This window comes from Bacteroidota bacterium (assembly GCA_016713925.1).
Lineage (GTDB): Bacteria > Bacteroidota > Bacteroidia > AKYH767-A > OLB10 > JAJTFW01.
The window spans coordinates 318,345-343,646 of the sequence record JADJOH010000007.1 but is presented as its reverse complement, the minus strand read 5'-3'; the positions used below and the strand labels follow the sequence as shown (position 1 = coordinate 343,646).

The 25,302-nt window shown below is 43.3% G+C and carries 24 protein-coding genes and 5 pseudogenes; 23 read left to right on the top strand and 6 right to left on the bottom strand.

Features of this window, described 5'->3' with window-relative positions; genetic code table 11:
* Window positions 1-17 precede the first annotated feature (17 nt).
* The 17 genes and pseudogenes from IPJ86_09455 (at window position 18) to IPJ86_09375 (ending at window position 12,870) form a co-directional block, all read left to right on the top strand.
* The gene (locus IPJ86_09455) at window positions 18-6,413 is read left to right on the top strand and encodes an HYR domain-containing protein (GenBank protein ID MBK7887502.1); all 6,396 of its coding nucleotides are present in this window, start codon (window positions 18-20) and stop codon (window positions 6,411-6,413) included.
* Window positions 6,400-6,459 (top strand): annotated as a pseudogene (locus IPJ86_09450) (hypothetical protein). Before IPJ86_09455 ends, IPJ86_09450 begins: the two are co-directional and overlap by 14 nt.
* An 81-nt stretch (window positions 6,460-6,540) precedes the next feature.
* On the top strand, window positions 6,541-6,942 hold the full coding sequence (locus IPJ86_09445; GenBank protein MBK7887501.1) for a putative metal-binding motif-containing protein: 402 nt from the start codon (window positions 6,541-6,543) through the stop codon (window positions 6,940-6,942).
* Between the two features lie 45 nt (window positions 6,943-6,987).
* Window positions 6,988-7,242, top strand: coding sequence for a putative metal-binding motif-containing protein (locus IPJ86_09440; protein MBK7887500.1), 255 nt, complete (start codon window positions 6,988-6,990; stop codon window positions 7,240-7,242).
* Window positions 7,164-7,358 carry a hypothetical protein gene (locus IPJ86_09435; GenBank protein MBK7887499.1) on the top strand — a complete coding sequence of 65 codons (195 nt, stop codon included), beginning with the start codon at window positions 7,164-7,166 and terminating at the stop codon, window positions 7,356-7,358. Before IPJ86_09440 ends, IPJ86_09435 begins: the two co-directional genes overlap by 79 nt.
* Entirely contained in the window at window positions 7,279-7,779 is a 501-nt protein-coding gene (locus tag IPJ86_09430) for a putative metal-binding motif-containing protein (protein MBK7887498.1), read from the top strand. Before IPJ86_09435 ends, IPJ86_09430 begins: the two co-directional genes overlap by 80 nt.
* On the top strand, window positions 7,743-8,387 hold the full coding sequence (locus IPJ86_09425; protein ID MBK7887497.1) for a putative metal-binding motif-containing protein: 645 nt from the start codon (window positions 7,743-7,745) through the stop codon (window positions 8,385-8,387). The genes IPJ86_09430 and IPJ86_09425 overlap by 37 nt, the downstream gene beginning before the upstream one ends.
* Window positions 8,341-8,631 (top strand): annotated as a pseudogene (locus tag IPJ86_09420) (putative metal-binding motif-containing protein). The gene IPJ86_09425 and the pseudogene IPJ86_09420 overlap by 47 nt, the downstream one beginning before the upstream one ends.
* A 132-nt stretch (window positions 8,632-8,763) precedes the next feature.
* Window positions 8,764-9,027, top strand: a pseudogene (locus IPJ86_09415) (putative metal-binding motif-containing protein).
* An 84-nt stretch (window positions 9,028-9,111) separates the two neighbouring features.
* Entirely contained in the window at window positions 9,112-9,558 is a 447-nt protein-coding gene (locus IPJ86_09410) for a putative metal-binding motif-containing protein (GenBank protein MBK7887496.1), read from the top strand.
* Window positions 9,555-10,052, top strand: a complete 498-nt coding sequence (locus IPJ86_09405; GenBank protein MBK7887495.1) for a putative metal-binding motif-containing protein — start codon at window positions 9,555-9,557, stop codon at window positions 10,050-10,052. Before IPJ86_09410 ends, IPJ86_09405 begins: the two co-directional genes overlap by 4 nt.
* Window positions 10,012-10,563 (top strand): putative metal-binding motif-containing protein, encoded by a 552-nt coding sequence (locus IPJ86_09400; GenBank protein ID MBK7887494.1) that lies wholly within the window; start codon window positions 10,012-10,014, stop codon window positions 10,561-10,563. Before IPJ86_09405 ends, IPJ86_09400 begins: the two co-directional genes overlap by 41 nt.
* The gene (locus IPJ86_09395) at window positions 10,535-10,636 is read left to right on the top strand and encodes a hypothetical protein (GenBank protein ID MBK7887493.1); all 102 of its coding nucleotides are present in this window, start codon (window positions 10,535-10,537) and stop codon (window positions 10,634-10,636) included. Before IPJ86_09400 ends, IPJ86_09395 begins: the two co-directional genes overlap by 29 nt.
* A gap of 71 nt (window positions 10,637-10,707) precedes the next feature.
* Complete coding sequence (locus IPJ86_09390) at window positions 10,708-11,241, top strand: putative metal-binding motif-containing protein (GenBank protein ID MBK7887492.1); 534 nt, start codon at window positions 10,708-10,710, stop codon at window positions 11,239-11,241.
* 118 nt (window positions 11,242-11,359) lie between these two features.
* Entirely contained in the window at window positions 11,360-11,878 is a 519-nt protein-coding gene (locus IPJ86_09385) for a putative metal-binding motif-containing protein (GenBank protein ID MBK7887491.1), read from the top strand.
* Complete coding sequence (locus IPJ86_09380) at window positions 11,800-12,672, top strand: putative metal-binding motif-containing protein (protein MBK7887490.1); 873 nt, start codon at window positions 11,800-11,802, stop codon at window positions 12,670-12,672. Before IPJ86_09385 ends, IPJ86_09380 begins: the two co-directional genes overlap by 79 nt.
* Before the next feature lie 12 nt (window positions 12,673-12,684).
* Window positions 12,685-12,870 (top strand): annotated as a pseudogene (locus tag IPJ86_09375) (putative metal-binding motif-containing protein).
* A gap of 1,703 nt (window positions 12,871-14,573) precedes the next feature.
* On the opposite strand, the gene IPJ86_09370 reads toward IPJ86_09375, so the two are convergent.
* From IPJ86_09370 to IPJ86_09360, 3 genes and pseudogenes are all read right to left on the bottom strand, one after another.
* The gene (locus IPJ86_09370; protein MBK7887489.1) at window positions 14,574-15,797 is read right to left on the bottom strand and encodes an alanine dehydrogenase; all 1,224 of its coding nucleotides are present in this window, start codon (window positions 15,795-15,797) and stop codon (window positions 14,574-14,576) included.
* Window positions 15,790-16,212: a tRNA (adenosine(37)-N6)-threonylcarbamoyltransferase complex ATPase subunit type 1 TsaE gene (gene tsaE, locus IPJ86_09365; protein ID MBK7887488.1), complete on the bottom strand. Its 423-nt coding sequence runs from the start codon at window positions 16,210-16,212 to the stop codon at window positions 15,790-15,792. Before tsaE ends, IPJ86_09370 begins: the two co-directional genes overlap by 8 nt.
* A pseudogene (locus IPJ86_09360) lies at window positions 16,209-17,764 on the bottom strand (PglZ domain-containing protein). Before IPJ86_09360 ends, tsaE begins: the two are co-directional and overlap by 4 nt.
* A 200-nt stretch (window positions 17,765-17,964) precedes the next feature.
* Between IPJ86_09360 and IPJ86_09355 the strand changes: the two are divergent.
* Genes IPJ86_09355 through IPJ86_09335 form a run of 5 tightly spaced genes read left to right on the top strand, consistent with a single transcriptional unit; the run spans window position 17,965 to window position 23,138 of the window.
* Window positions 17,965-19,206: an HD domain-containing protein gene (locus IPJ86_09355; protein MBK7887487.1), complete on the top strand. Its 1,242-nt coding sequence runs from the start codon at window positions 17,965-17,967 to the stop codon at window positions 19,204-19,206.
* A gap of 59 nt (window positions 19,207-19,265) precedes the next feature.
* Window positions 19,266-20,306 carry a UDP-3-O-(3-hydroxymyristoyl)glucosamine N-acyltransferase gene (gene lpxD / locus IPJ86_09350; protein ID MBK7887486.1) on the top strand — a complete coding sequence of 347 codons (1,041 nt, stop codon included), beginning with the start codon at window positions 19,266-19,268 and terminating at the stop codon, window positions 20,304-20,306.
* Between the two features lie 7 nt (window positions 20,307-20,313).
* Window positions 20,314-21,702 (top strand): bifunctional UDP-3-O-[3-hydroxymyristoyl] N-acetylglucosamine deacetylase/3-hydroxyacyl-ACP dehydratase, encoded by a 1,389-nt coding sequence (locus IPJ86_09345; protein MBK7887485.1) that lies wholly within the window; start codon window positions 20,314-20,316, stop codon window positions 21,700-21,702.
* Complete coding sequence (gene lpxA / locus IPJ86_09340) at window positions 21,702-22,499, top strand: acyl-ACP--UDP-N-acetylglucosamine O-acyltransferase (protein MBK7887484.1); 798 nt, start codon at window positions 21,702-21,704, stop codon at window positions 22,497-22,499. Before IPJ86_09345 ends, lpxA begins: the two co-directional genes overlap by 1 nt.
* Before the next feature lie 12 nt (window positions 22,500-22,511).
* Window positions 22,512-23,138: an ATP-binding cassette domain-containing protein gene (locus IPJ86_09335; GenBank protein MBK7887483.1), complete on the top strand. Its 627-nt coding sequence runs from the start codon at window positions 22,512-22,514 to the stop codon at window positions 23,136-23,138.
* A gap of 192 nt (window positions 23,139-23,330) precedes the next feature.
* Here IPJ86_09335 and IPJ86_09330 read toward each other — a convergent pair whose 3' ends face one another.
* The 3 genes from IPJ86_09330 to IPJ86_09320 all read right to left on the bottom strand — a co-directional run bounded on the left by IPJ86_09330 (window position 23,331) and on the right by IPJ86_09320 (window position 24,530).
* A complete protein-coding gene (locus IPJ86_09330) occupies window positions 23,331-23,714 on the bottom strand; it encodes a hypothetical protein (GenBank protein MBK7887482.1) in 384 nt (127 codons plus the stop codon).
* A gap of 181 nt (window positions 23,715-23,895) precedes the next feature.
* Window positions 23,896-24,009, bottom strand: a complete 114-nt coding sequence (locus tag IPJ86_09325; GenBank protein MBK7887481.1) for a hypothetical protein — start codon at window positions 24,007-24,009, stop codon at window positions 23,896-23,898.
* The gene (locus IPJ86_09320) at window positions 24,006-24,530 is read right to left on the bottom strand and encodes a chromophore lyase CpcT/CpeT (protein ID MBK7887480.1); all 525 of its coding nucleotides are present in this window, start codon (window positions 24,528-24,530) and stop codon (window positions 24,006-24,008) included. Before IPJ86_09320 ends, IPJ86_09325 begins: the two co-directional genes overlap by 4 nt.
* A 306-nt stretch (window positions 24,531-24,836) precedes the next feature.
* On the opposite strand from IPJ86_09320, the gene IPJ86_09315 reads away from it, so the two are divergent.
* Entirely contained in the window at window positions 24,837-25,289 is a 453-nt protein-coding gene (locus IPJ86_09315) for a gliding motility-associated C-terminal domain-containing protein (protein MBK7887479.1), read from the top strand.
* Window positions 25,290-25,302: the final 13 nt, after the last annotated feature.

Sequence of the window (25,302 nt, the reverse complement as noted above, 5' to 3'; positions counted from 1 at the left end):
GCGCAGGTGTAAATCAAGTGGGTACTATTGCCGGACAATCTATTCGTCTTTCAAATGATAACGGAGGAAGCGGGGATGGTTATAGTAACTGTGTATTCAGAGATGATGCTGCTTCGAATGTAACCACTCAAAGCGGTAACGTTACCATAACAGGAAACTATATTCCTGAAGAACTTCTCTCTACATTGTCAGGAGACCCCAATGGGAACTGGACATTAAGAGTGACCGACGATGCCGGACAGGATGTAGGAACACTCACTTCCTGGACATTAGAAATCGTTTATCCAAATGGTCTTTCTTATGCATGGACCTCAACGCCTCCCGGTTTTACATCTTCTCTACAAAATCCAACAGGAGTTACCGTAAACGAAGCAACCAACTATCAGGTTGTTTTAACGGATATCGTTACAGGATGTACAAGTTCCTCATTGGTAGCGGTTTCAGTGATTGAAAATCCATCACCAAAAGTTATACCCGGAGATACTGTTCTGTGTAACGGAACAGATTTTTATATTCAGGTCATTGATACCGGTGCATACTCCGGAGGATATCCGGTTGGAACACTATTGGACTGGGTAAACATTATCAGCAACCAGAACTACTACGATAGCTTAAATGTAATCGGAAATGGCTCTTCCTTCCAGGCAAAAATAACATTGCCTTCAGGTTGCTTTGGATTTTCACCGGTTCGCACCATTCTTTCTAAAGCAGTTGTTTCTAACGAAGTCATTAAACATGCAAGTTGTAATCTTAACAACGGAAAAATAATATCTACCATGGTGTTGGGAACAGCACCCTTCCGGTATGTCTGGAAAAATGGTCTGACTATTATTCGTGATACAATTTCCTACTCAGCGATTGATTCCATTTATGATCTCGCTACAGGAAATTACTCTCTTGACATCACGGATAACTATGGCAATATCGTTCCATCAGAGCCAAGTTGTACCGGTGGTCCATTTTCTTATGTCGTAAATAACATACCTCCTCCGGCTGTTACATTAGCCATAACAAACATCTCCTGCTTCGGTATGGCAGATGGAAGTATTACAGCAACTCCCAACCAGGGTTCTGCTCCTTATACTTACTTATGGAGCAACAATGCAACTACAGAAATCAATAGTTATTTAAGTGCAGGTACATATTCAGTAACCGTAACGGACAATGACGGTTGTACTGCTGAAGCGCAGGGATCTATCATTGAACCCGGCGTTCTGAATATCAACTTAACTAATGCTGAGCCACTTTGTACGGGTGCCAGCAACGGAATTGTCGCTTCTTCAATCGGTGGTGGAACTCCGCCCTTTGTTTTCGATTGGTTTGACAACTTATTCCAGCCTATTGGAACGAATGATGATTCACTTTTCAATGTACCTGCAGGTACTTATCACCTTGCTGTTACAGATGCAAATTTCTGTAATACAAGCTCTACAATAGTTGTAGACGATCCTCCCCTGCTTACCGCAGTATGTAACCCTTCCGATGCAACTTGTTTTGGAGCAAGTGATGGATCTGCTACAATAAATGCAAGTGGCGGAAGAGGAACATACTCCTATTTGTGGAGTACAGGTGCAACTACCACCAGCGTTTCTTCATTGCCGGCTGGAAGTTACCTGGTAACTGTTACTGACGGAAACGGATGTACAGCACAATGTACTGCTATTATTGGAGAACCAACTCAGGTAGGTGGCAATGTATCAGGAAACGATGTAGCTTGTATCGATGGACAAACTTCTGTAATTGTTACAGGAACCGGCGGTACTGCTCCATACACCGGTGAAGGATCTTTCACAGTAGGTGTAGGTACACATAATTTTCCCATTGTCGATCTAAATGGTTGTACTGGTACTGCCTCTATAACAATTAATCATTTGGATGTAGACGCTCCTGTTATCAGCAATTGCCCGATTGATATAACACAATGTGAATCTATTGTAACATGGGTTGCGCCTTCAGCTTCAGACAACTGCACATTAACAAGTTTTGTTTCAAACTTTAACTCTGGCGATGCATTCCCGGTTGGAACAACTCTGGTAACTTATACAGCAACTGATAACGCAGGTTTAGTTAGTACCTGCAATTTTAATATTACCATCTTACCTACTCCGGTCTGGTATCAGGATCTTGATACTGATGGATTTGGAAATGCATTAGTATCAATTACCTCATGCAATCAACCGGTCGGATATATCGCAGATAATACGGATTGCGATGACACTCAACTTTTCTATGCTGACCTTGACGGTGACACTTATGGTGCCGGTGCTCCTGTAGCCTGTGGTGTGGCTTCTAATACTGATTGTAACGATGGTAATGCTGCCATCAACCCCAGTGCTGCTGAAGTATGTAACGGTATCGATGATAACTGTAACGGTTTAACTGATGACGGTCTGGTATTCGTGACTTACTATGCAGACGCAGATGGTGATGGTTTCGGTAACCTTGCTGTTTCTGTTTCAACTTGCGACGGTGCTCCTGTGGGTTATGTAATCGACAACACCGATTGCGACGATGCTCAACTCCTCTATGCTGATCTGGACGGTGACACTTATGGTGCCGGTGCTCCTGTAGCTTGTGGTGTGGCTTCAAATAACGATTGTAACGATGCGGTGGCTGCCATCAACCCCGGCGCTGCTGAAGTTTGTAATTTAATAGACGATGATTGTGATGGCAATACAGACGAAGGTGTTCAATTAACTTTCTATGCCGACGCTGATATGGATTCCTATGGTGATCCTTTAACGACTGTTCTCGCTTGTACTGCCCCTGTTGGTTATGTAGCCGACAACACAGATTGTGATGATACCAATCCTGCAGTTAATCCTGCAGCTATTGAGGTCTGCAACCTGATAGACGATGATTGCGACGGATCTATTGACGAAGGTGTTCAGTCACCTTTCTATGCAGATACTGATTCAGATTCCTATGGTGATCCTTTAGCTTCTGTAATGGCTTGTACTGCTCCTCTTGGCTATGTTGCTGACAATACTGATTGTAACGATGGTAATGCTGCCATCAACCCGGGTGCTGCTGAAGTATGTAACGGTATCGATGATAACTGTAACGGTTTAACTGATGACGGTCTGGTATTCGTGACTTACTATGCGGATGCAGATGGTGATGGTTTCGGTAACCTTGCTGTTTCTGTTTCTACTTGCGATGGTGCTCCTGTGGGTTATGTAATCGACAACACCGATTGCGACGATGCTCAACTCCTCTATGCTGATCTGGACGGTGACACTTATGGTGCCGGTGCTCCTGTAGCTTGTGGTGTGGCTTCAAATAACGATTGTAACGATGCGGTGGCTGCCATCAACCCCGGCGCTGCTGAAGTTTGTAATTTAATAGACGATGATTGTGATGGCAATACAGACGAAGGTGTTCAATTAACTTTCTATGCCGACGCTGATATGGATTCCTATGGTGATCCTTTAGCGACTGTTCTCGCTTGTACTGCCCCTGTTGGTTATGTAGCCGACAACACAGATTGTGATGATACCAATCCTGCAGTTAATCCTGCAGCTATTGAGGTCTGCAACCTGATAGACGATGATTGCGACGGATCTATTGACGAAGGTGTTCAGTCACCTTTCTATGCAGACACTGATTCAGATTCCTATGGTGATCCTTTAGCTTCTGTAATGGCTTGTACTGCTCCTCTTGGCTATGTTGCTGACAATACTGACTGTAACGATGGTAATGCTGCCATCAACCCAGGTGCTGCTGAAGTATGTAACGGTATCGATGATAACTGTAACGGTTTAACCGATGACGGTCTGGTATTCGTAACTTACTATGCTGATGCAGATGGTGATGGTTTCGGTAACCTTGCGGTTTCTGTTTCAACTTGCGACGGTGCTCCTGTAGGATATGTGGTTGACAACACTGATTGCGACGATGCTCAACTCCTCTATGCTGATCTGGACGGTGACACTTACGGTGCCGGTGCTCCTGTAGCTTGTGGTGTGGCTTCTAATACTGATTGTAACGATGGTAATGCTGCCATCAACCCAGGTGCTGCTGAAGTATGTAACGGTATCGATGATAACTGTAACGGTTTAACTGATGACGGTTTGGTATTCGTAACTTACTATGCTGATGCAGATGGTGATGGTTTCGGTAACCTTGCGGTTTCTGTTTCAACTTGCGATGGTGCTCCTGTAGGTTATGTTGTTGACAATACTGATTGCGACGATGCTCAACTCCTCTATGCTGATCTGGACGGTGACACTTATGGTGCCGGTGCTCCTGTAGCTTGTGGTGTAGCTTCTAATACTGATTGTAACGATGGTAATGCTGCCATCAACCCCGGTGCTGCTGAAGTTTGTAACGGTATCGATGATAACTGTAACGGTTTAACAGATGATGGTCTGGTGTTTATCACTTACTATGCTGATGTGGATGGTGATGGTTTCGGTAACGCGGCTTCCTCTGTTTCTACTTGTGATGGTGCTCCTGCAGGTTATGTTGTTGACAATACCGATTGCGACGATGCTCAACTCCTCTATGCTGACGTGGACGGTGACACTTACGGTGCCGGTGCTCCTGTTGCTTGTGGTGTTGCTTCTAATACTGATTGTAACGATAACGACTTAATTATAAATCCGGCGGCAACTGAAATCTGTGGAAACTTTACAGATGAAGATTGTGATGGATTTTTAAATAACGGTTGTACTCCATATACTTTCTACGCTGATAACGACAATGATACTTATGGAGACCCATTAAACTCTACTGTAATTTTTATAAACAGTGCTCCTATTGGCTATGTCGCTGACAATACAGATTGCGATGATAACAATGTTGCTGTAAATCCTGCTGCCACTGAAATCTGCAACCTGATTGATGATGATTGCGATGGATTAACTGACGAAGGTGTTCAGTCACCTTTCTATGCGGATACTGATTCAGATACCTATGGTGATCCTTTAGTTTCTGTTATGGCTTGTACTGCTCCTCTTGGCTATGTGGCTGACAATACCGATTGTAACGATGGTGTTGCAACGATCAACCCCGGTGCTGCTGAAGTTTGTAACGGTATCGATGATAACTGTAACGGTTTAACCGATGACGGTCTGGCATTCCTCAACTACTATGTAGATGGTGATAACGATGGTTACGGTGCCGGTGCTGCTACCTCTTCCTGTGCTCCGATTGCCGGTTCTGTACTGGTGGATGGTGACTGCGACGACAACGCTGCCGCTGTGAACCCCGCTGCTACTGAAGTTTGTAACTCTATCGATGACGATTGCGACGGGTCCATTGACGAAGGTGTATTGTTAACCTTCTATGCGGATGCCGATGGTGATTCTTATGGTAATGCTGCAGTCTCTGTTCAGGCATGTATTGCTCCTTTAGGTTATGTTGCCGATGCTACTGATTGCGACGACAACGCTGCTACTGTGAACCCTGCTGCTACTGAAGTTTGTAATAACATTGACGATAACTGTAACGGTTTAACCGATGACGGCCTGGTATTCCTCAACTACTATGTAGATGGTGATAACGATGGTTACGGTGCCGGTGCTGCTACCTCTTCCTGTGCTCCGATTGCCGGTTCTGTACTGGTGGATGGTGACTGCGACGATAACGCTGCTGCTGTGAACCCTGCTGCTACTGAAGTTTGTAACTCTATCGATGACGATTGCGATGGGTCCATTGACGAAGGTGTATTGTTAACCTTCTATGCGGATGCCGATGGTGATTCTTATGGTAATGCTGCAGTCTCTGTTCAGGCATGTGTTGCTCCTTTAGGTTATGTTGCCGATGCTACTGATTGCGACGACAACACTGCTACCGTGAACCCTGCCGCTACTGAAGTTTGTAATAACATTGACGATAACTGTAACGGTTTAACCGATGATGGTCTGGTATTCCTCAACTACTATGTAGATGGTGATAACGATGGTTACGGTGCCGGTGCTGCTACCTCTTCCTGTGCTCCGATTGCCGGTTCTGTACTGGTGGATGGTGACTGCGACGACAACACTGCTGCTGTGAACCCCGCCGCTACTGAAGTTTGTAATAACATTGACGATAACTGTAACGGATTAACCGATGACGGTCTGGTATTCCTCAACTACTATGTAGATGGTGATAACGATGGTTACGGTGCCGGTGCTGCTACCTCTTCCTGTGCTCCGATTGCCGGTTCTGTACTGGTGGATGGTGACTGCGACGATAACGCTGCCGCTGTGAACCCTGCTGCTACTGAAGTTTGTAACTCTATCGATGACGATTGCGATGGGTCCATTGACGAAGGTGTATTGTTAACCTTCTATGCGGATGCCGATGGTGATTCTTATGGTAATGCTGCAGTCTCTGTTCAGGCATGTGTTGCTCCTTTAGGTTATGTTGCCGATGCTACTGATTGCGACGACAACACTGCTACTGTGAACCCCTGCCGCTACTGAAGTTTGTAATAACATTGACGATAACTGTAACGGTTTAACCGATGATGGCCTGGTATTCCTCAACTACTATGTAGATGGTGATAACGATGGTTACGGTGCCGGTGCTGCTACCTCTTCCTGTGCTCCGATTGCCGGTTCTGTACTGGTGGATGGTGACTGCGACGACAACACTGCTGCTGTGAACCCCGCCGCTACTGAAGTTTGTAATAACATTGACGATAACTGTAACGGTTTAACCGATGACGGTCTGGTATTCCTCAACTACTATGTAGATGGTGATAACGATGGTTACGGTGCCGGTGCTGCTACCTCTTCCTGTGCTCCGATTGCCGGTTCTGTACTGGTGGATGGTGACTGCGACGATAACGCTGCTGCTGTGAACCCTGCTGCTACTGAAGTTTGTAACTCTATCGATGACGATTGCGATGGGTCCATTGACGAAGGTGTATTGTTAACCTTCTATGCGGATGCCGATGGTGATTCTTTGGTAATGCTGCAGTCCCTGTTCAGGCATGTGTTGCTCCTTTAGGGTTATGTTGCCGATGCTACTGATTGCGACGACAACACTGCTACTGTGAACCCTGCCGCTACTGAAGTTTGTAATAACATTGACGATAACTGTAACGGTTTAACCGATGATGGTCTGGTATTCCTCAACTACTATGTAGATGGTGATAACGATGGTTACGGTGCCGGTGCTGCTACCTCTTCCTGTGCTCCGATTGCCGGTTCTGTACTGGTGGATGGTGACTGCGACGACAACACTGCTGCTGGAACCCCGCCGCTACTGAAGTTTGTAATAACATTGACGATAACTGTAACGGCTTAACCGATGACGGTCTGGTATTCCTCAACTACTATGTAGATGGTGATAACGATGGCTACGGTGCCGGTGCCTACCTCTTCCTGTGCTCCGATTGCCGGTTCTGTACTGGTGGATGGTGACTGCGACGACAATGCTGCCGCTGTGAACCCTGCCGCTACTGAAGTTTGTAACTCTATCGATGACGATTGCGATGGGTCCATTGACGAAGGTGTATTGTTAACCTTCTATGCGGATGCCGATGGTGATTCTTATGGTAATGCTGCAGTCTCTGTTCAGGCATGTGTTGCTCCTTTAGGTTATGTTGCCGATGCTACTGATTGCGACGACAACACTGCTACTGTGAACCCTGCCGCTACTGAAGTTTGTAATAACATTGACGATAACTGTAACGGCTTAACCGATGACGGTCTGGTATTCCTCAACTACTATGTAGATGGTGATAACGATGGTTACGGTGCCGGTGCTGCACCTCTTCCTGTGCTCCGATTGCCGGTTCTGTACTGGTGGATGGTGACTGCGACGACAATGCTGCTGCTGTGAACCCCGCCGCTACTGAAGTTTGTAATAACATTGACGATAACTGTAACGGTTTAACCGATGACGGTCTGGTATTCCTCAACTACTATGTAGATGGTGATAACGATGGTTACGGTGCCGGTGCTGCTACCTCTTCCTGTGCTCCGATTGCTGGTTCTGTACTGGTGGATGGTGACTGCGATGATAACGCTGCTGCTGTGAACCCTGCTGCTACTGAAGTTTGTAACTCTATCGATGACGATTGCGATGGGTCCATTGACGAAGGTGTATTGTTAACCTTCTATGCGGATGCCGATGGTGATTCTTATGGTAATGCTGCAGTCTCTGTTCAGGCATGTGTTGCTCCTTTAGGTTATGTTGCCGATGCTACTGATTGCGACGACAACACTGCTACTGTGAACCCTGCCGCTACTGAAGTTTGTAATAACATTGACGATAACTGTAACGGTTTAACCGATGATGGCCTGGTATTCCTCAACTACTATGTAGATGGTGATAACGATGGTTACGGTGCCGGTGCTGCTACCTCTTCCTGTGCTCCGATTGCCGGTTCTGTACTGGTGGATGGTGACTGCGACGACAACACTGCTGCTGAACCCCGCCGCTACTGAAGTTTGTAATAACATTGACGATAACTGTAACGGTTTAACCGATGACGGTCTGGTATTCCTCAACTACTATGTAGATGGTGATAACGATGGTTACGGTGCCGGTGCTGCTACCTCTTCCTGTGCTCCGATTGCCGGTTCTGTACTGGTGGATGGTGACTGCGACGATAACGCTGCTGCTGTGAACCCTGCTGCTACTGAAGTTTGTAACTCTATCGATGACGATTGCGATGGGTCCATTGACGAAGGTGTATTGCTAACCTTCTATGCGGATGCCGATGGTGATTCTTATGGTAATGCTGCAGTCTCTGTTCAGGCATGTGTTGCTCCTTTAGGTTATGTTGCCGATGCTACTGATTGCGACGACAACGCTGCCGCTGTGAACCCTGCTGCTACTGAAGTTTGTAATAACATTGACGATAACTGTAACGGCTTAACCGATGACGGTCTGGTATTCCTCAACTACTATGTAGATGGTGATAACGATGGTTACGGTGCCGGTGCTGCTACCTCTTCCTGTGCTCCGATTGCCGGTTCTGTACTGGTGGATGGTGACTGCGACGATAATGCTGCCGCTGTGAACCCTGCCGCTACTGAAGTTTGTAACTCTATCGATGACGATTGCGATGGGTCCATTGACGAAGGTGTATTGCTAACCTTCTATGCGGATGCCGATGGTGATTCTTATGGTAATGCTGCAGTCTCTGTTCAGGCATGTGTTGCTCCTTTGGGTTATGTTGCCGATGCTACTGATTGCGACGACAACGCTGCTACTGTGAACCCTGCTGCTACTGAAGTTTGTAATAACATTGACGATAACTGTAACGGTTTAACCGATGACGGCCTGGTATTCCTCAACTACTATGTAGATGGTGATAACGATGGTTACGGTGCCGGTGCTGCTACCTCTTCCTGTGCTCCGATTGCCGGTTCTGTACTGGTGGATGGTGACTGCGACGATAACGCTGCTGCTGTGAACCCCGCCGCTACTGAAGTTTGTAACTCTATCGATGACGATTGCGATGGGTCCATTGACGAAGGTGTATTGCTAACCTTCTATGCGGATGCCGATGGTGATTCTTATGGTAATGCTGCAGTCTCTGTTCAGGCATGTGTTGCTCCTTTAGGTTATGTTGCGATGCTACTGATTGCGACGACAACGCTGCTACTGTGAACCCTGCTGCTACTGAAGTTTGTAATAACATTTACGATAACTGTAACGGCTTAACCGATGACGGTCTGGTATTCCTCAACTACTATGTAGATGGTGATAACGATGGTTACGGTGCCGGTGCTGCTACCTCTTCCTGTGCTCCGATTGCCGGTTCTGTACTGGTGGATGGTGACTGCGACGATAATGCTGCCGCTGTGAACCCTGCCGCTACTGAAGTTTGTAACTCTATCGATGACGATTGCGATGGGTCCATTGACGAAGGTGTATTGCTAACCTTCTATGCGGATGCCGATGGTGATTCTTATGGTAATGCTGCAGTCTCTGTTCAGGCATGTGTTGCTCCTTTGGGTTATGTTGCCGATGCTACTGATTGCGACGACAACGCTGCTACTGTGAACCCTGCTGCTACTGAAGTTTGTAATAACATTGACGATAACTGTAACGGTTTAACCGATGACGGCCTCGGTATTCCTCAACTACTATGTAGATGGTGATAACGATGGTTACGGTGCCGGTGCTGCTACCTCTTCCTGTGCTCCGATTGCCGGTTCTGTACTGGTGGATGGTGACTGCGACGATAACGCTGCTGCTGTGAACCCCGCCGCTACTGAAGTTTGTAACTCTATCGATGACGATTGCGATGGGTCCATTGACGAAGGTGTATTGCTAACCTTCTATGCGGATGCCGATGGTGATTCTTATGGTAATGCTACAGTCTCTGTTCAGGCATGTGTTGCTCCTTTAGGTTATGTTGCCGATGCTACTGATTGCGACGACAACGCTGCTACTGTGAACCCTGCTGCTACTGAAGTTTGTAATAACATTGACGATAACTGTAACGGCTTAACCGATGACGGTCTGGTATTCCTCAACTACTATGTAGATGGTGATAACGATGGTTACGGTGCCGGTGCTGCTACCTCTTCCTGTGCTCCGATTGCCGGTTCTGTACTGGTGGATGGTGACTGCGACGACAATGCTGCTGCGGAACCCCGCCGCTACTGAAGTTTGTAATAACATTGACGATAACTGTAACGGTTTAACCGATGACGGCCGGTATTCCTCAACTACTATGTAGATGGTGATAACGATGGTTACGGTGCCGGTGCTGCTACCTCTTCCTGTGCTACGATTGCCGGTTCTGTACTGGTGGATGGTGACTGCGACGATAATGCTGCCGCTGTGAACCCTGCTGCTACTGAAGTTTGTAACTCTATCGATGACGATTGCGATGGGTCCATTGACGAAGGTGTATTGCTAACCTTCTATGCGGATGCCGATGGTGATTCTTATGGTAATGCTGCAGTCTCTGTTCAGGCATGTGTTGCTCCTTTAGGTTATGTTGCCGATGCTGCTGATTGCGACGACAACGCTGCTACTGTGAACCCTGCTGCTACTGAAGTTTGTAATAACATTGACGATAACTGTAACGGCTTAACCGATGACGGTCTGGTATTCCTCAACTACTATGTAGATGGTGATAACGATGGTTACGGTGCCGGTGCTGCTACCTCTTCCTGTGCTCCGATTGCCGGTTCTGTACTGGTGGATGGTGACTGCGACGACAATGCTGCTGCTGTGAACCCCGCCGCTACTGAAGTTTGTAACTCTATCGATGACGATTGCGATGGGTCCATTGACGAAGGTGTATTGGTTAACCTTCTATGCGGATGCCGATGGTGATTCTTATGGTAATGCTGCAGTCTCTGTTCAGGATGTGTTGCTCCTTTAGGTTATGTTGCCGATGCTACTGATTGCGACGACAACGCTGCTACTGTGAACCCTGCTGCTACTGAAATTTGTGGTCAACATTGACGATAACTGTAACGGTTTAACCGATGACGGTCTGGTATTCCTCAACTACTATGTAGATGGTGATAACGATGGTTACGGTGCCGGTGCTGCTACCTCTTCCTGTGCTCCGATTGCCGGTTCTGTACTGGTGGATGGTGACTGCGACGACAACACTGCTGCTGTGAACCCCGCCGCTACCGAAGTTTGTAACATTGACGATAACTGTAACGGTTTAACCGATGACGGCCTGGTATTCCTCAACTACTATGTAGATGGTGATAACGATGGTTACGGTGCCGGTGCTGCTACCTCTTCCTGTGCTCCGATTGCCGGTTCTGTACTGGTGGATGGTGACTGCGACGATAATGCTGCCGTTGTGAACCCCGCCGCTACTGAAGTTTGTAACTCTATCGATGACGATTGCGATGGGTCCATTGACGAGGTGTATTGCAACCTTCTTGGGATGCCGATGGTGATTCTTATGGTAATGCTGCAGTCTCTGTTCAGGCATGTGTTGCTCCTTTAGGTTATGTTGCCGATGCTACTGATTGCGACGACAACGCTGCTACTGTGAACCCTGCTGCTACTGAAATTTGTAATAACATTGACGATAACTGTAACGGTTTAACCGATGACGGTCTGGTATTCCTCAACTACTATGTAGATGGTGATAACGATGGTTACGGTGCCGGTGCTGCTACCTCTTCCTGTGCTCCGATTGCCGGTTCTGTACTGGTGGATGGTGACTGCGACGACAACACTGCTGCTGTGAACCCCGCCGCTACTGAAGTTTGTAATAACATTGACGATAACTGTAACGGTTTAACCGATGACGGTCTGGTATTCCTCAACTACTATGTAGATGGTGATAACGATGGTTACGGTGCCGGTGCTGCTACCTCTTCCTGTGCTCCGATTGCCGGTTCTGTACTGGTGGATGGTGACTGCGACGATAATGCTGCCGTTGTGAACCCCGCCGCTACTGAAGTTTGTAATAACATTGACGATAACTGTAACGGTTTAACCGATGACGGTCTGGTATTCGTAACTTACTATGCTGATGCAGATGGTGATGGTTTCGGTAACCTTGCTGTTTTTGTTTCAACTTGCGATGGTGCTCCTGTAGGTTATGTAATCGACAATACAGATTGCGACGATGCTCAACTCCTCTATGCTGATCTGGACGGTGACACTTACGGTGCCGGTGCTCCTGTAGCTTGTGGTGTAGCTTCTAATAACGATTGTAACGATGCGGTGGCTGCCATCAACCCCGGTGCTGCTGAAGTATGTAACGGTATCGATGATAACTGTAACGGTTGAACCGATGACGGTCTGGTATTCGTAACTTACTATGCAGATGCAGATGGTGATAGTTTCGGTAACCTTGCTGTTTCTGTTTCAACTTGCGACGGTGCTCCTGTAGGTTATGTGGTTGACAATACTGATTGCGACGACAACAATGCAGCTATAAATCCGGCAGCTATTGAAATCTGTAATGGAATTGATGACGACTGTAATGGCTTAACTGACGACAACGTAATTATTCCTTTAGGCAGCATCAGCGGTCCTGCACAACAATGTGTACCGGTCATCTTCAATATTGCCACCTTTAGTATTGCACCTGCCCCTGGTGCAAGCAGCTACACATGGTCACTTCCTGCTGGCATGACTATCGTCAATGGACAAGGAACAAACTCCATCTTTGTAAGCTGGACAGGACAAGCCATACACAATGGAATTAGCGGACCAATGACTGTGACTGCAACAACTCCTTGTGGTGGAATTGCAACTGCCAGCGTACAGGTTGACATGAATTACACAGCACCAGTTGGACCTCCATCTATATCAGGACCATCAAAAGTATGTCCGGGAGACAATGTAACTTACTCCATTGCTTCAGTGGCCAGAGCTTCTTCTTACAACTGGAATGTTCCAACCGGAATGACCATCTCAAGTGGACAAGGTTCTAACATCATCAACGTAAATGTAAGTGGGGCATACAACGGAGGAACGATTTCTGTAAGTGCCTCAAACATTTGTGGTACAGGAGCGATGAGAACAAAGAATATTGGCAACAACATTCCTTTAACTCCGGCTGTTATCACAGGCTTGAATTCAGGACTATGTGGAGCGAGTAGCGCCATGCTGACTACTGCAGGCAGTATCAATGCTACAAGTTACAACTGGAATGTACCTGTGGGTGTAAGTATCATCTCCGGTCAAGGAACCAATACAATTACATTCAGTGTAGCGAATGGATTTACTGGTGGAATAGTTACTGTAAATGGAATCAACGGATGCGGATCAGGAAGTGCTAGATCTATCAGCATCTTAGGTGCTCCGGGACAACCTGCTCCAATCACTGGACCGGTAAATGTTTGTCCGGGTCAGGCAGGTGTTATCTATGAAATCCCAACTGTAGCAGGAGCTTCACTATATACCTGGACTGTTCCGGGTGGAGCAACCATAGTAAGTGGTCAGGGAACTAAAACGATAACTGTAAACTTCGGTGCTAACCCTGCGAATGGTCAGGTGATCTCTGTACGAGCAAGTAATGCTTGTGGACAAAGTGGTCTCAGATCATTAAGTGGAATCAGTCTCAACTTTGCATTCTGCGGAGGACCACGTATCAACAGTACTCCTGAAATACTCAGCAGTCTGAACGTAGCTCCAAATCCTGCAAGAGACAATGTGCAAATCCGCTTCAATGCGAATGAAACAGCGAATTACAACATCACTCTGATTGATCTTTCCGGTCGCATGGTATTCTCAGAACAAGGAGAAGCAAATCCCGGAATTAACAGCAAAGAGATGAATATTTCACACTTAAATTCAGGAATCTACATGGTCATTGTCCGTGCCGGAAATGAAATGCAACAAATTCGACTGGTAATAGAATAAGCGAACCAATAAATAGTAAAGAGAGGCTGTTCTAACGAATGGCCTCTCTTTTTTTTAGCCTTAACACAAAACTATCCTGGAGTTCTGACAGAAAATAACTCAAGGAAAACGAACAACTCTAACCTATGAACAACAACACCCAAATGGGTTCAATTCCGTACCAGAAACACATAATCTGGAAATATAACAGCAGCGATTGGCAGAAAGAATCTACACGAGCAGGCTATATTAATTCTTTCATTGAAGAGAAGCCGCAGAAGATGAAAAGGCAAACAAATTCTTGGTTCATACACACAAAACACAAATCAAAAAGGGATAAATCATATTCTGGTTGCCATCAAAAGATTCAAATCACGAAATGGCAACCTGCAAAAATCGGAAACATACCTATTGGTCACAGCCCCACGGTAGAGATAGGCTGCTGAGCGAACATGGGCATCTTTCCAGAGCAATGCATCCATGCCGCCTTCTTCTCCCATACTCAATAAAATGGGTGTAAAAATATTGCTGAGTGCATAAGAAGCAGTTCTGGAAACACGGCTTGCGATATTTGGAACGCAATAATGAGTTACTCCGTACTTTTTAAATACAGGATGGGAATGATTCGTCACTTCTGAAGTTTCAAAACATCCGCCCTGATCAATACTCACATCAATTATTACAGAACCAAAACTCATTTCTGAAACCATTTCCTCCGTTACTACAATCGGAGAGCGACCTTCTTTTGATAGAATAGCACCAATGGCCACGTCGCAAGTCTTTAATGCTTTAAGAAGTGTCACCGGATTTATTGTAGAAGTATATACCCGGCTGCCTAAATTTCTTTGAATACGACGGAGTTTATATACTGAATTGTCGAAAATCTTAACATTTGCACCCAAACCCATAGCGGCTCTTGCGGCATATTCGCTCACGGTACCGGCACCTATAATAACTACTTCGGTGGGAGGTATACCGGGCACTCCGCCTAATAATTCACCTTTTCCACCGACGGTGTTACTCATCAATTCAGAAGCAATCAGTATAGCAGCACTGCCTACAATTTCACTCATGGCCTGAATAACAGGGTAAACTGACGTTTCATCCTTCAAATATTCAAAAGCCAAAGCAGTCAATTTCTTAGAACCAAGTCGATGAATATATCCTTCCGGCTGCATGCCTACTTGCAAAATAGACATCAGCGATTGCTTATCTTTAAAATACTCCAATTCAGCTAATGAAGGAGGTGCAATCTTTAATATCAGATCTGCTTTAAAAATTTCTTCCGAAGAATATCCGATTTGCGCTCCGGCCTCGCTATAATCTGAATCTGTAAAATTGGCTGCAATGCCCGCTCCGGCTTCTATCAGCACCCGATGTCCATTATTGGTTAAAACAGCTACTGCTTCCGGTACTAATGGCACCCTATTCTCCTGAAAAGAAATTTCTTTGGGAATTCCGATAAATAATTCTTTACGAAGCTTTGCTACTTCCAAAACACTCTCCTGAGGAAGTAATATCCCTTGCTGTGCCAATGCAGACATTCCGCTTATACCCTTAGTCATATTCAACTGTTATTTGCCTTTTCTCAGCCATTAACTCTATAAAAATATCTGCTTTTTTCAAATTTAACAAGTCCTTCACTTTTTCAGGCCATTCAATAAGACAAAAGTAACCGGAAAAGAAGTAATGTTCGTACCCCAAATCATAAGCTTCTTCTTCATTTTTCAACCGATAGAAATCAAAATGATAAACCGGATTTTTAGTACGGTCTACGTACTCATTAACAATAGAAAAGGTGGGGCTTTGCACTTCATCATTCACACCAAGTTTTCGACAAATTGACTTAATCAATGTCGTTTTTCCGGCGCCCATCTCCCCATGAAAACAAAATATCTTATAGTCTGAAGCTTTTTCCAGAATTTCACCGGCAACACTATCTAATTCATTCAACGAAGCGATTTCCCGGACAAACCTCATATTTTACTCTGCAATGTAATTACGGGCAAAATCATTTCCTCCGGCGATATCCCTCCATGCTGAAAGGTATTTCTATAGAAGTTCACATAATAATTGAAATTATTAGGATAAGCAAAAAACTTATCCCCTTTTACAAATACATACGCGGTACTCACATTTACTTTTGGTAAAAATGCATCGGAAGGATTTCTGATTTCCAACACATCCTTTTTATCATAATTCAGGTTCTTTCCCTGCTTGTAGCGAAGGTTGGTGTTTGTATTCCGGTCACCAACAATCTTAGAAGGCTCTTTTACTCTAATGGTTCCATGATCAGTGGTAATAACCAGTTTCGCAGGCCGCTCCGCAATACGCTTCAGGGTTTCGAGAAGTGGTGAATGATCAAACCAGGATCGGGTTATGGAGCGATAGGCTTTCTCATCCTCTGCCAACTCCTTTATCACTTGCATATCTGTACGGGCATGAGAAAGCATATCCACAAAATTATATACAATGACATTAAATTTATTTCTGAATAAATTCGGCACCTGATCAGCGAGTACTTTTCCGGCTTCGAGATTGGTCACTTTGGTATATGAAAATTTATAAGTCTTCCTTAATCGCTGTAACTGATCCGCCAGGAAATCTTCTTCAAAATTATTTTTACCCTCGTCTTCTTCATCCCCGATCCATTTATCCGGGAATCGTTTTTGTATTTCAGAAGGCATCATCCCTGCGAAAATTGCATTCCTTGCAAATTGGGTAGCAGTAGGAAGAATGCTGCAATAGGTGTCTTCCTCCACCACCTTAAAAAGTTCACGAATAGCGGGCTCAATCACTTTCCATTGATCGAAACGTAAATTATCAATCAACAAAAAGAAAACCGGTTCTTCTGAATTCTCAGCCAATGGCAAAGCTTTCCTCCTCAATAAATAATGAGACATCAGCGGTGCTTTTTCAGGATCTTTTAGCCAGGAGAGATAATTATTCTCAACGAATTTACTGAACAACTGATTGGCTTCAGATTTTTGCATGGTTAAAATATCGTACATACCGGGGTCCTTCGTTCTTTCCAGTTCTATCTCCCAATAAACAAGTTTCTTATACACATCCACCCATTCCTGCCATGACAAACGGTCACTTAAAGACATCCCAATCTGGCGAAATTCTTGCTGATAGCCTTGAGAAGTTTTCTCACTGATCAGTCGCTTATCCTCAAGATTCTTTTTAAGGAAAGCAAAATCTGGTTCGGATTCACCGGCTTAATGAGATAATCCGCAATTTTACCTCCAATGGCCTCTTCCATGATGGCCTCTTCCTCATTCTTGGTAATCATCACAACAGGAACAGAAGAACGTAAGTTCTTAATCTGGACAAGTGTTTCCAAGCCATTCAAGCCCGGCATATTTTCATCGAGAAAAACAATGTCAAATTCAGTGCTCTTTACAAGGTCTACGGCATCCCGGCCGTTATTGGCTGTTGTTACATGATAGCCCTTGTTTTCAAGAAACATTATATGTGGTTTCAGCAGGTCGATTTCATCATCTGCCCAAAGAATTTTCACTTTTTCCATATTCTATTTTACCTCTATTTTAAACGTTAATCAGTAAATACTTTTCATGTATACTATCCTGAATTACGCAAAAGTAATCCAAGACTGCTACAGAACGACTTAACCTGTCATTTATTTCAGCATTATAACATAGGGTCATTCCTGATGAAGGTGGGTCAAGCACTTTAAATCGTAAATTCGCCCTCATTATCTTCTGTCCATTGAACACCAATAAGAAAAAAATATTTAACGATCCCGTTTACGGCTTTATTACAATACCTCATCCTTTGATATTTGACCTGGTGGAACATCCCTGGTTTCAAAGATTAAGAAGAATACGGCAATTAGGAATGAGCCATATGGTATATCCGGGGGCTTTACATACCCGCTTTCAACATGCCATTGGAGCCTTGCATTTGACCGTCCAGGCTATTGAAACTTTGCGAAGTAAAGGACATGAGATCAGTGAAGAAGAAGCTTTGGCAGTAGAAATTGCTATCCTGCTCCACGATATTGGCCATAGCCCTTTTTCGCATGCTTTGGAACATAGTATCGTTACCGGTATCAGCCATGAATCGGTGTCGCTTTTGTTTATGGAAAAACTGAATGAGGAATTTGAAGGCCAACTTTCACTGGCTATTCAGGTTTTTAAAGGGACTTACCACAAGCTGTTTTTACATCAGTTGGTTTCAAGTCAGTTAGACATGGATCGTCTTGATTATTTAAACAGAGACAGCTTCTATACCGGTGTGTTAGAAGGAAAAATTGGCGCACAACGGATTATCAGAATGCTGAACATTGAACAGGGGCGACTGGTGGTAGAGGAAAAAGGAGTTTATTCGATTGAAAAATTCATCATTGCCCGTCGTCTGATGTATTGGCAGGTTTATTTACATAAGACGGTACTGGCAGCAGAGCATTTGTTGGTAAATATTTTACTTAGAGCCAAAGAACTGGTATCTGCCGGAGAAAAATTATTTGCCACACCTTCTTTTGCTTATTTCTTAGAGAATAACTGCACAGAAAATGACCTGAGAAATAACAGGGTAATCCTCCAAAGCTATGCAATGCTGGACGATTACGATATTTTCTCATCCATTAAAGTATGGGCTGATCATTCGGACATCGTATTAAGCAGACTATGCAAGGGCATGGTTAACAGGTCTTTGTATAAAATACGTTTGCAAAAGGATGCTTTTACAGAAAGCGCATTGACTCCTTTTCAACAATCCGCCCTTCTGAAATTTAATATCCGGAAAAGCGAGGCGCATTACTTTGCCTTTATCGGATCTATCAGCAATAATGCTTACGATCCAAGTGGAGAACCTATTCAGATTCTTTTCAGGGATGGAAGTTCTATTGAACTGAGTATTGCCAGTGACCAGATGGGAGTTGCCGTTCTTTCCTCTATGATTCAAAAACATTTTATTTGTGTCCTACCTGAATTAATTGAAAATCAGTGATTTAATTAGGACCATGGAATAATTTCCCATCATCTTTATTTTTAAATTTGCAGGCTATCATGGAATTTACTGCGCAACAAATCGCCGAACTTCTGCATGGAGTTGTTGAAGGCAACCCCGATGTAAAAGTTTCAGGTTTATCAAAAATTGAAGAGGGGACTGTAGGTTCACTTTCATTTCTGGCCAATCCTGCCTATGCGCAATTTATTTATTCCACCAAGGCATCCATTGTGATAATTAACCGTGACTTCGAAGCTGAAAAGAAAATAGATGCCACACTAATCAGGGTCGAAAATGCTTACCAGAGTTTTGCAAAATTACTCGAGGTTTACAATACGATCCGTAGGAATAAAACCGGAATTGAAAACATGTCCTTTATTGATCCTTCTGCGAAATACGGAGAGGAAATTTACATTGGTGCTTTTTCATATGTCGGCAAGGATGTAAAGATTGGTAACAGAGTAAAAATTTATCCCAATAGCTATATTGGCGACAACTGCACTATTGGTGACGACACAACACTTTTTCCCGGTGTTAAAATCTATTCAGATTGTATTATCGGCAAAGAGGTCACCTTGCATGCAGGTGTGGTTGTTGGCGGAGATGGATTCGGGTTCCAGCCCAATCAGGGCAACTATCAAAAGGTGGCTCAGATTGGAAATGTAATCATTGAGGACCATGTTGAAATCGGAGCCAACAGCACCATTGATCGTGCAACTTTAGGAAGTTCTATTATCCGCAAAGGTGTTAAACTTGATAATCTGATTCAGATTGCTCACAATGTAGAAATTGGAGAAAATACAGTGATCGCTGCTCAGACCGGTGTTGCCGGTTCCACTAAAATTGGCAAGAATTGTATGATTGGCGGTCAGGTGGGTATTGTAGGACATATCCAAATTGCAGATGGTGTAAAAATTGCCGCTCAATCCGGAATTGGCAGTAGTATTAATACTCCCGGAGAAATTCTTCAGGGATCTCCGGCTTTCGCCATTGGAGATTACAAACGCACCTATGTGTTGTTTAAAAAACTACCGGAACTCGAAAAAAAAATATCCGAACTGCAAAAAGAACTTTCGGAATTAAAATCAACCCCTTCCTGATTGAGTAATGATACAAAAACAAAGAACGATTAAAAATCCTGTTACCGTTTCCGGAGTTGGTCTTCATACCGGAGTGAAAGTAAATCTCACTTTTAAACCCGCCCCGGAAAACCATTGGTATAAATTTAAAAGGATTGATCTGGAAGGCGCACCGGAAATTGAAGTAGATGCTGATAATGTTTCTGATACCTCTCGTGGAACAACACTTCAACAACATGGCGCAAAAATCAGTACTACCGAACATGCCCTGGCTGCACTTGTAGGACTTGAAATTGATAATGCCCTTATTGAAGTTGACGGACCTGAAGTTCCGATTCTCGACGGAAGCTCTGCTCCATTTATCGACGCTTTGCTGCAAGCCGGAATTGTAGAGCAAAATGCAGATCGTGAGGTCTATGTACTCGAAGAGGTGCTTTCTTATGAAGAACCTGCCAGAAATGTAGAAATGCTCGCCGTACCCAGCCCGGACTATCGGATTACGGTGATGGTGGATTACAATAGTCCTGTATTAGGAACGCAGCATGCACAATTGCATAAGATAAATGAATTTCAAAAAGATTTTTCTACGTGTCGAACGTTTTGCTTTTTACATGAATTAGAAGCTCTCGTAAAACATGATTTAATAAAAGGTGGCGATCTCAACAATGCCATTGTTGTAGTTGACAAGGAGATTAGTCAGGATAAACTGGATGATCTGGCCCGATTGTTCAATAAACCAAGTGTACAGGTTAAAGAAAAGGGGATATTAAACAATGTTCAGTTGCATTTTCAAAATGAACCTGCCCGTCATAAGCTACTTGATATTGTTGGTGATTTCGCTCTTGTTGGTATGCCTATTCAATGTCATATTCTAGCAGCAAGACCCGGACATGCCGCCAATGTTGAATTTGCCAGGAAAATAAAAGAGGTAATAAAACGCGACCGGGTTAAAATCCGCAAATATGATTTGAATGTTACACCGGTATGTGATATAGCAAAAATCACAGCCATGCTGCCTCATCGATTTCCATTCTTACTCATTGATAAAATTATTGAACTTGACCATGAGCGTGTGGTGGGCGTTAAGAATGTCACCATGAACGAATGGTTTTTTCAAGGGCATTTCCCGAACAATCCGGTTATGCCGGGGGTACTGCTTATTGAAGCTATGGCACAAACCGGCGGAATTTTAGTCTTAAACACTGTTCCGGATCCTGAAAATTACTGGACTTATTTTATGAAAATATCGGATGCGAGATTCAAACAAAAAGTAAGCCCCGGTGATACAGTTATTTTTGATCTGAAACTTGTAACACCAATCAGAAGAGGGATCTGCCATATGAAAGGTTCAGCAATTGTAGGTGACAAAGTTGTAATGGAAGCAGAAATGATGGCACAAATTGTTAAAAAAAGCTGATGTCAACTCCACTAGCCTTTATTGACCCCAGAGCACAAATAGGTGAAAACGTTAAAATAGATCCGTTTTCCTGTATACATGGTGATGTGGTAATTGGAGACAATACCTGGATTGGATCTAATGTAACCGTGTATGATGGGGCACGAATTGGTAACAACGTCAAAATATTTCCCGGTGCTGTTATTTCCGCCATTCCTCAAGATCTTAAATTCAAAGGAGAAGAGACAACCGCCGTTATAGGCGATCACTCTATCATTCGGGAATGTGTGACCATAAACAGAGGCACTGCTGCAATGGGTCGTACGGAAGTAGGTCAGCATTGCCTGTTAATGGCTTATGTACACATTGCACATGATTGCATCATCGGAAATCATGTGATACTTGCCAATTCCGTAAATCTTGCCGGGCACGTAACCATTTATGATTGGGCTATCCTTGAAGGCTATGTAGGTGTATCACAGTTTATGTTTATTGGTCCACATAGTTTTATCGGAGGTCAAACCGGAGTAAGAAAAAATGTTCCACCCTTTGTTAAAGCTGCACGCGAGCCGTTAAGTTATGCAGGAATAAACGCTGTTGGTTTAAGTAGAAGAGGCTTCAGTAAACAAGTGATAGAAGAAATTCAGGATATTTACAGAACGATTTATCAAAAAGGCCATACCATTTCGAAAGCCATAGCTGTTGTTGAAGAAGAATTTAGTTCATCAGACCATAGAAATTTAATCCTTGATTTTATCCGGTCTTCTGACAAAGGTATTATTCGTGGGCCGTATACAAATTTGATGAAGGCTGATTAATACAAATAGCACTTGATAACAATTCAGTTAAAATCCGCCGGAAAAAAATTTCTCCATCAATGGATATTCCGAAATCTGAATTTCAAAATTGCCCCCTTTGAAAAGATAGCCATCACAGGTTTTAATGGATCCGGAAAATCAACATTGCTTCAGACTATAAGTGGGTTTCAAACATTAAACGAAGGCACCCTACAGTATTTCTACGATAATGTGGAAATAAAATCAGATGACTGGTATAAAAAAATAAGTCTTGCCGCACCGTACCTAGATTTGCATGAAGAATACAATATGCATGAATTGATTTCCTTTTACTCTTCCTTCAAACCTTTTCTGCATTCTATGAATGAAAAGGAACTCATTTCAATCATTGAACTGGATGAAAGCAGAAACAAACCCATAAAACACTTCTCTTCTGGAATGAAACAGCGGATCAAACTCGCGCTGGCTGTATTAAGTGATGTCCCCGTTCTGCTTTTAGATGAACCTCTTTCAAACCTGGATAAAAAAGGTGTCGCTTGGTATAAAAATTTAATCAATGAACATACCTCCCAAAAGACTATCATCATTTGCTCCAATAACATAGAGGATGAGATTTCTTTTTGTGAAAGAAGAATTGACTTACACGATTTCAAAATGTAATATTTTTGAAAGTTTTTCATCGAAATAGTTTCAACAATATTTTTTAAAGCAATTACCTTGGACATGAAAAAGCCTTAAGTTAACCATGTCAAATTCCACAACCGACAGAAAACAGCAAATACTTTTTGTAGCAGAAGAATTTGTCCTTTTGCTAATAGCAATTGCTATGATTTCTATTTTCTAACGCCCGTTTTAGTCTGCCTTATTAAGGAAAACATTAAAGTCATTCCTTAATTCATGAAAGATATGCTCGAATTGATCGAGCTTATCACGCTGAATAGAATGTATTCTTTGTATCCCATCATTTGGTTCTGCAGCATTTCCGCCTTCCAGAGCTTCTATGAGGTTTTCATGTTGTTTAAAATCATGCCTGATGATATCCAACACTTCCTTTTGTCGAATAAACTGATTTTGAAAATGCTCTACTGAGGCCATCAGGTCCACACTTTTTCTTGATAAGGATAATCGTCCAAGATGATTATTAAAATGAGAAATTTCATCTTTGTAGAAACGAATACGATCCTGCCATTGATCGTGTTCATTTTTCATTTCATTGAGTTGTTGTTTAGTATGCATAACCATTGGGTTTAGAGGTTTACTTTCAACAATAGAAAAGGGCCGTACAAGTATACAGCCCTTTATAATAACCGATTCCGGAATTTCAACTCATAATCATAAAAAGAATTATAACTTTCATTGTATCTGATTTAAAATCAAATATAGTGGTAAAATTAAAATTCAAGGCACCTGTTGAAAATTATTTTTTCTGTTTAAGAAATATATAACCTCCCCTTTCAGCGCCCCAAACCTGAACTCCGTCGTCATTAAACCCTCGATCCCAACTAGGCAGCATGTTTTCTTTGAGCTTCACTTCAGATGTTGCATAGCTCGCCCCCGCAATTCGCTGGGGCAAGTGCGTTCACCGGTTTTACCGATAAAGGAGTTCTCCTCGATATTCCAGGATAAAAAAACCGAACAGCCCTCTTTTTTATTAATACTGTCAATTGGAAGTTTATTGATCAGCTCAGGATGACCGGCAAATCTCACAGGATCATTGAAAGTGTAAATCGCACTTTCAAAGGTATTTTTTTCCGTTTGGGTGAGTCTGTAAGCCCTTTGCCGATAGGGTTTTTCCATATTTTCAGCCATTGCCTGTTCTACATATAACCATATCCCATCCAGCCTTTCCGGCCATATCCGTACTATTTCCAGATTTATATGATAATACGAAGTGTCCTTTAATGACTGTTCTTTACTATTAAAAGAACCGGATAACCAGTCAGCCAGTTGATTCACCAAAACTTCCTGAGCATTTACCCGTTCAGATTTAAAACCAAAGACGATTAGCAATCCAACAGCAACCGCAAATTTAGGAGCAAACATACTTTTCATTTTTTAGAATTAATTCATCCACACATCAAATATATCAAAGAATACGAAATGAGACTTTTCGACTGAATTTGGACTTGACAAGCACCTTGTTCCTGACATTCTCTTCAAATATCGGCTTATTTCTTACTACCTAATCGAAGGGTAAAAGGGAATTAATGCTCCATTAAATTTTCGTTTACAGGTCACATTTGTGGTATACAGCGACTATCATCAATAGGTAAAACCTTACATAAGTGTGTCAATGCAAGATTATGAGTAACTGTCGAAATGAAATGGTGATAGTTTGCATCCATCAAATTACCGGATATGCAACAATCAAATCATTATATATGCATGAAAAGCTTTGTACTGCTATTTCTAATGCTCTGCGTCACCAAAAGCTCTGATGCACAGGTTTCCTTAAGTCGTAAATATCGAGTCATTGCTTATAAAACGGGACAACCATTGGTATTTAGTATTTCTAATGAAGTGGAAATAATTCCAGCTATGAGTCTTTATATTCCAAACACCTTCACTCCAAATGGTGATGGCCTCAACGATACTTTTGGAGTTGCAGGAGAAGCCATAAAGGACTTCCGAATGCAAATCTTTAACCGATGGGGGCAATTGATATTTGAAACTTCAAATAGTAATGAGCGTTGGGATGGAACATATGGAGGTCAAAAGGTCCCAATGGGTACATATGTTTACAAAGTTTCCGCAGGCAGCCCTAATGGCCAGCGCCAAAACAAAGAGGGGAACTTGAACGTAATTTTATAAACATGACACTTAT

Coding starts and splice junctions, on each gene's coding strand:
- IPJ86_09345 (MBK7887485.1), top strand. CDS start 20,314: ATGATACAAAAACAAAGAACGATTAAAAATCCTGTTACCGTTTCCGGA.
- IPJ86_09330 (MBK7887482.1), bottom strand. CDS start 23,714: ATGCATACTAAACAACAACTCAATGAAATGAAAAATGAACACGATCAA.
- IPJ86_09395 (MBK7887493.1), top strand. CDS start 10,535: ATGCTGCTGCGGAACCCCGCCGCTACTGAAGTTTGTAATAACATTGAC.
- lpxA (MBK7887484.1), top strand. CDS start 21,702: ATGTCAACTCCACTAGCCTTTATTGACCCCAGAGCACAAATAGGTGAA.
- IPJ86_09430 (MBK7887498.1), top strand. CDS start 7,279: ATGGTGATAACGATGGCTACGGTGCCGGTGCCTACCTCTTCCTGTGCT.
- lpxD (MBK7887486.1), top strand. CDS start 19,266: ATGGAATTTACTGCGCAACAAATCGCCGAACTTCTGCATGGAGTTGTT.
- IPJ86_09320 (MBK7887480.1), bottom strand. CDS start 24,530: ATGAAAAGTATGTTTGCTCCTAAATTTGCGGTTGCTGTTGGATTGCTA.
- IPJ86_09370 (MBK7887489.1), bottom strand. CDS start 15,797: ATGACTAAGGGTATAAGCGGAATGTCTGCATTGGCACAGCAAGGGATA.
- tsaE (MBK7887488.1), bottom strand. CDS start 16,212: ATGAGGTTTGTCCGGGAAATCGCTTCGTTGAATGAATTAGATAGTGTT.
- IPJ86_09400 (MBK7887494.1), top strand. CDS start 10,012: ATGACGGCCTCGGTATTCCTCAACTACTATGTAGATGGTGATAACGAT.
- IPJ86_09315 (MBK7887479.1), top strand. CDS start 24,837: ATGCAACAATCAAATCATTATATATGCATGAAAAGCTTTGTACTGCTA.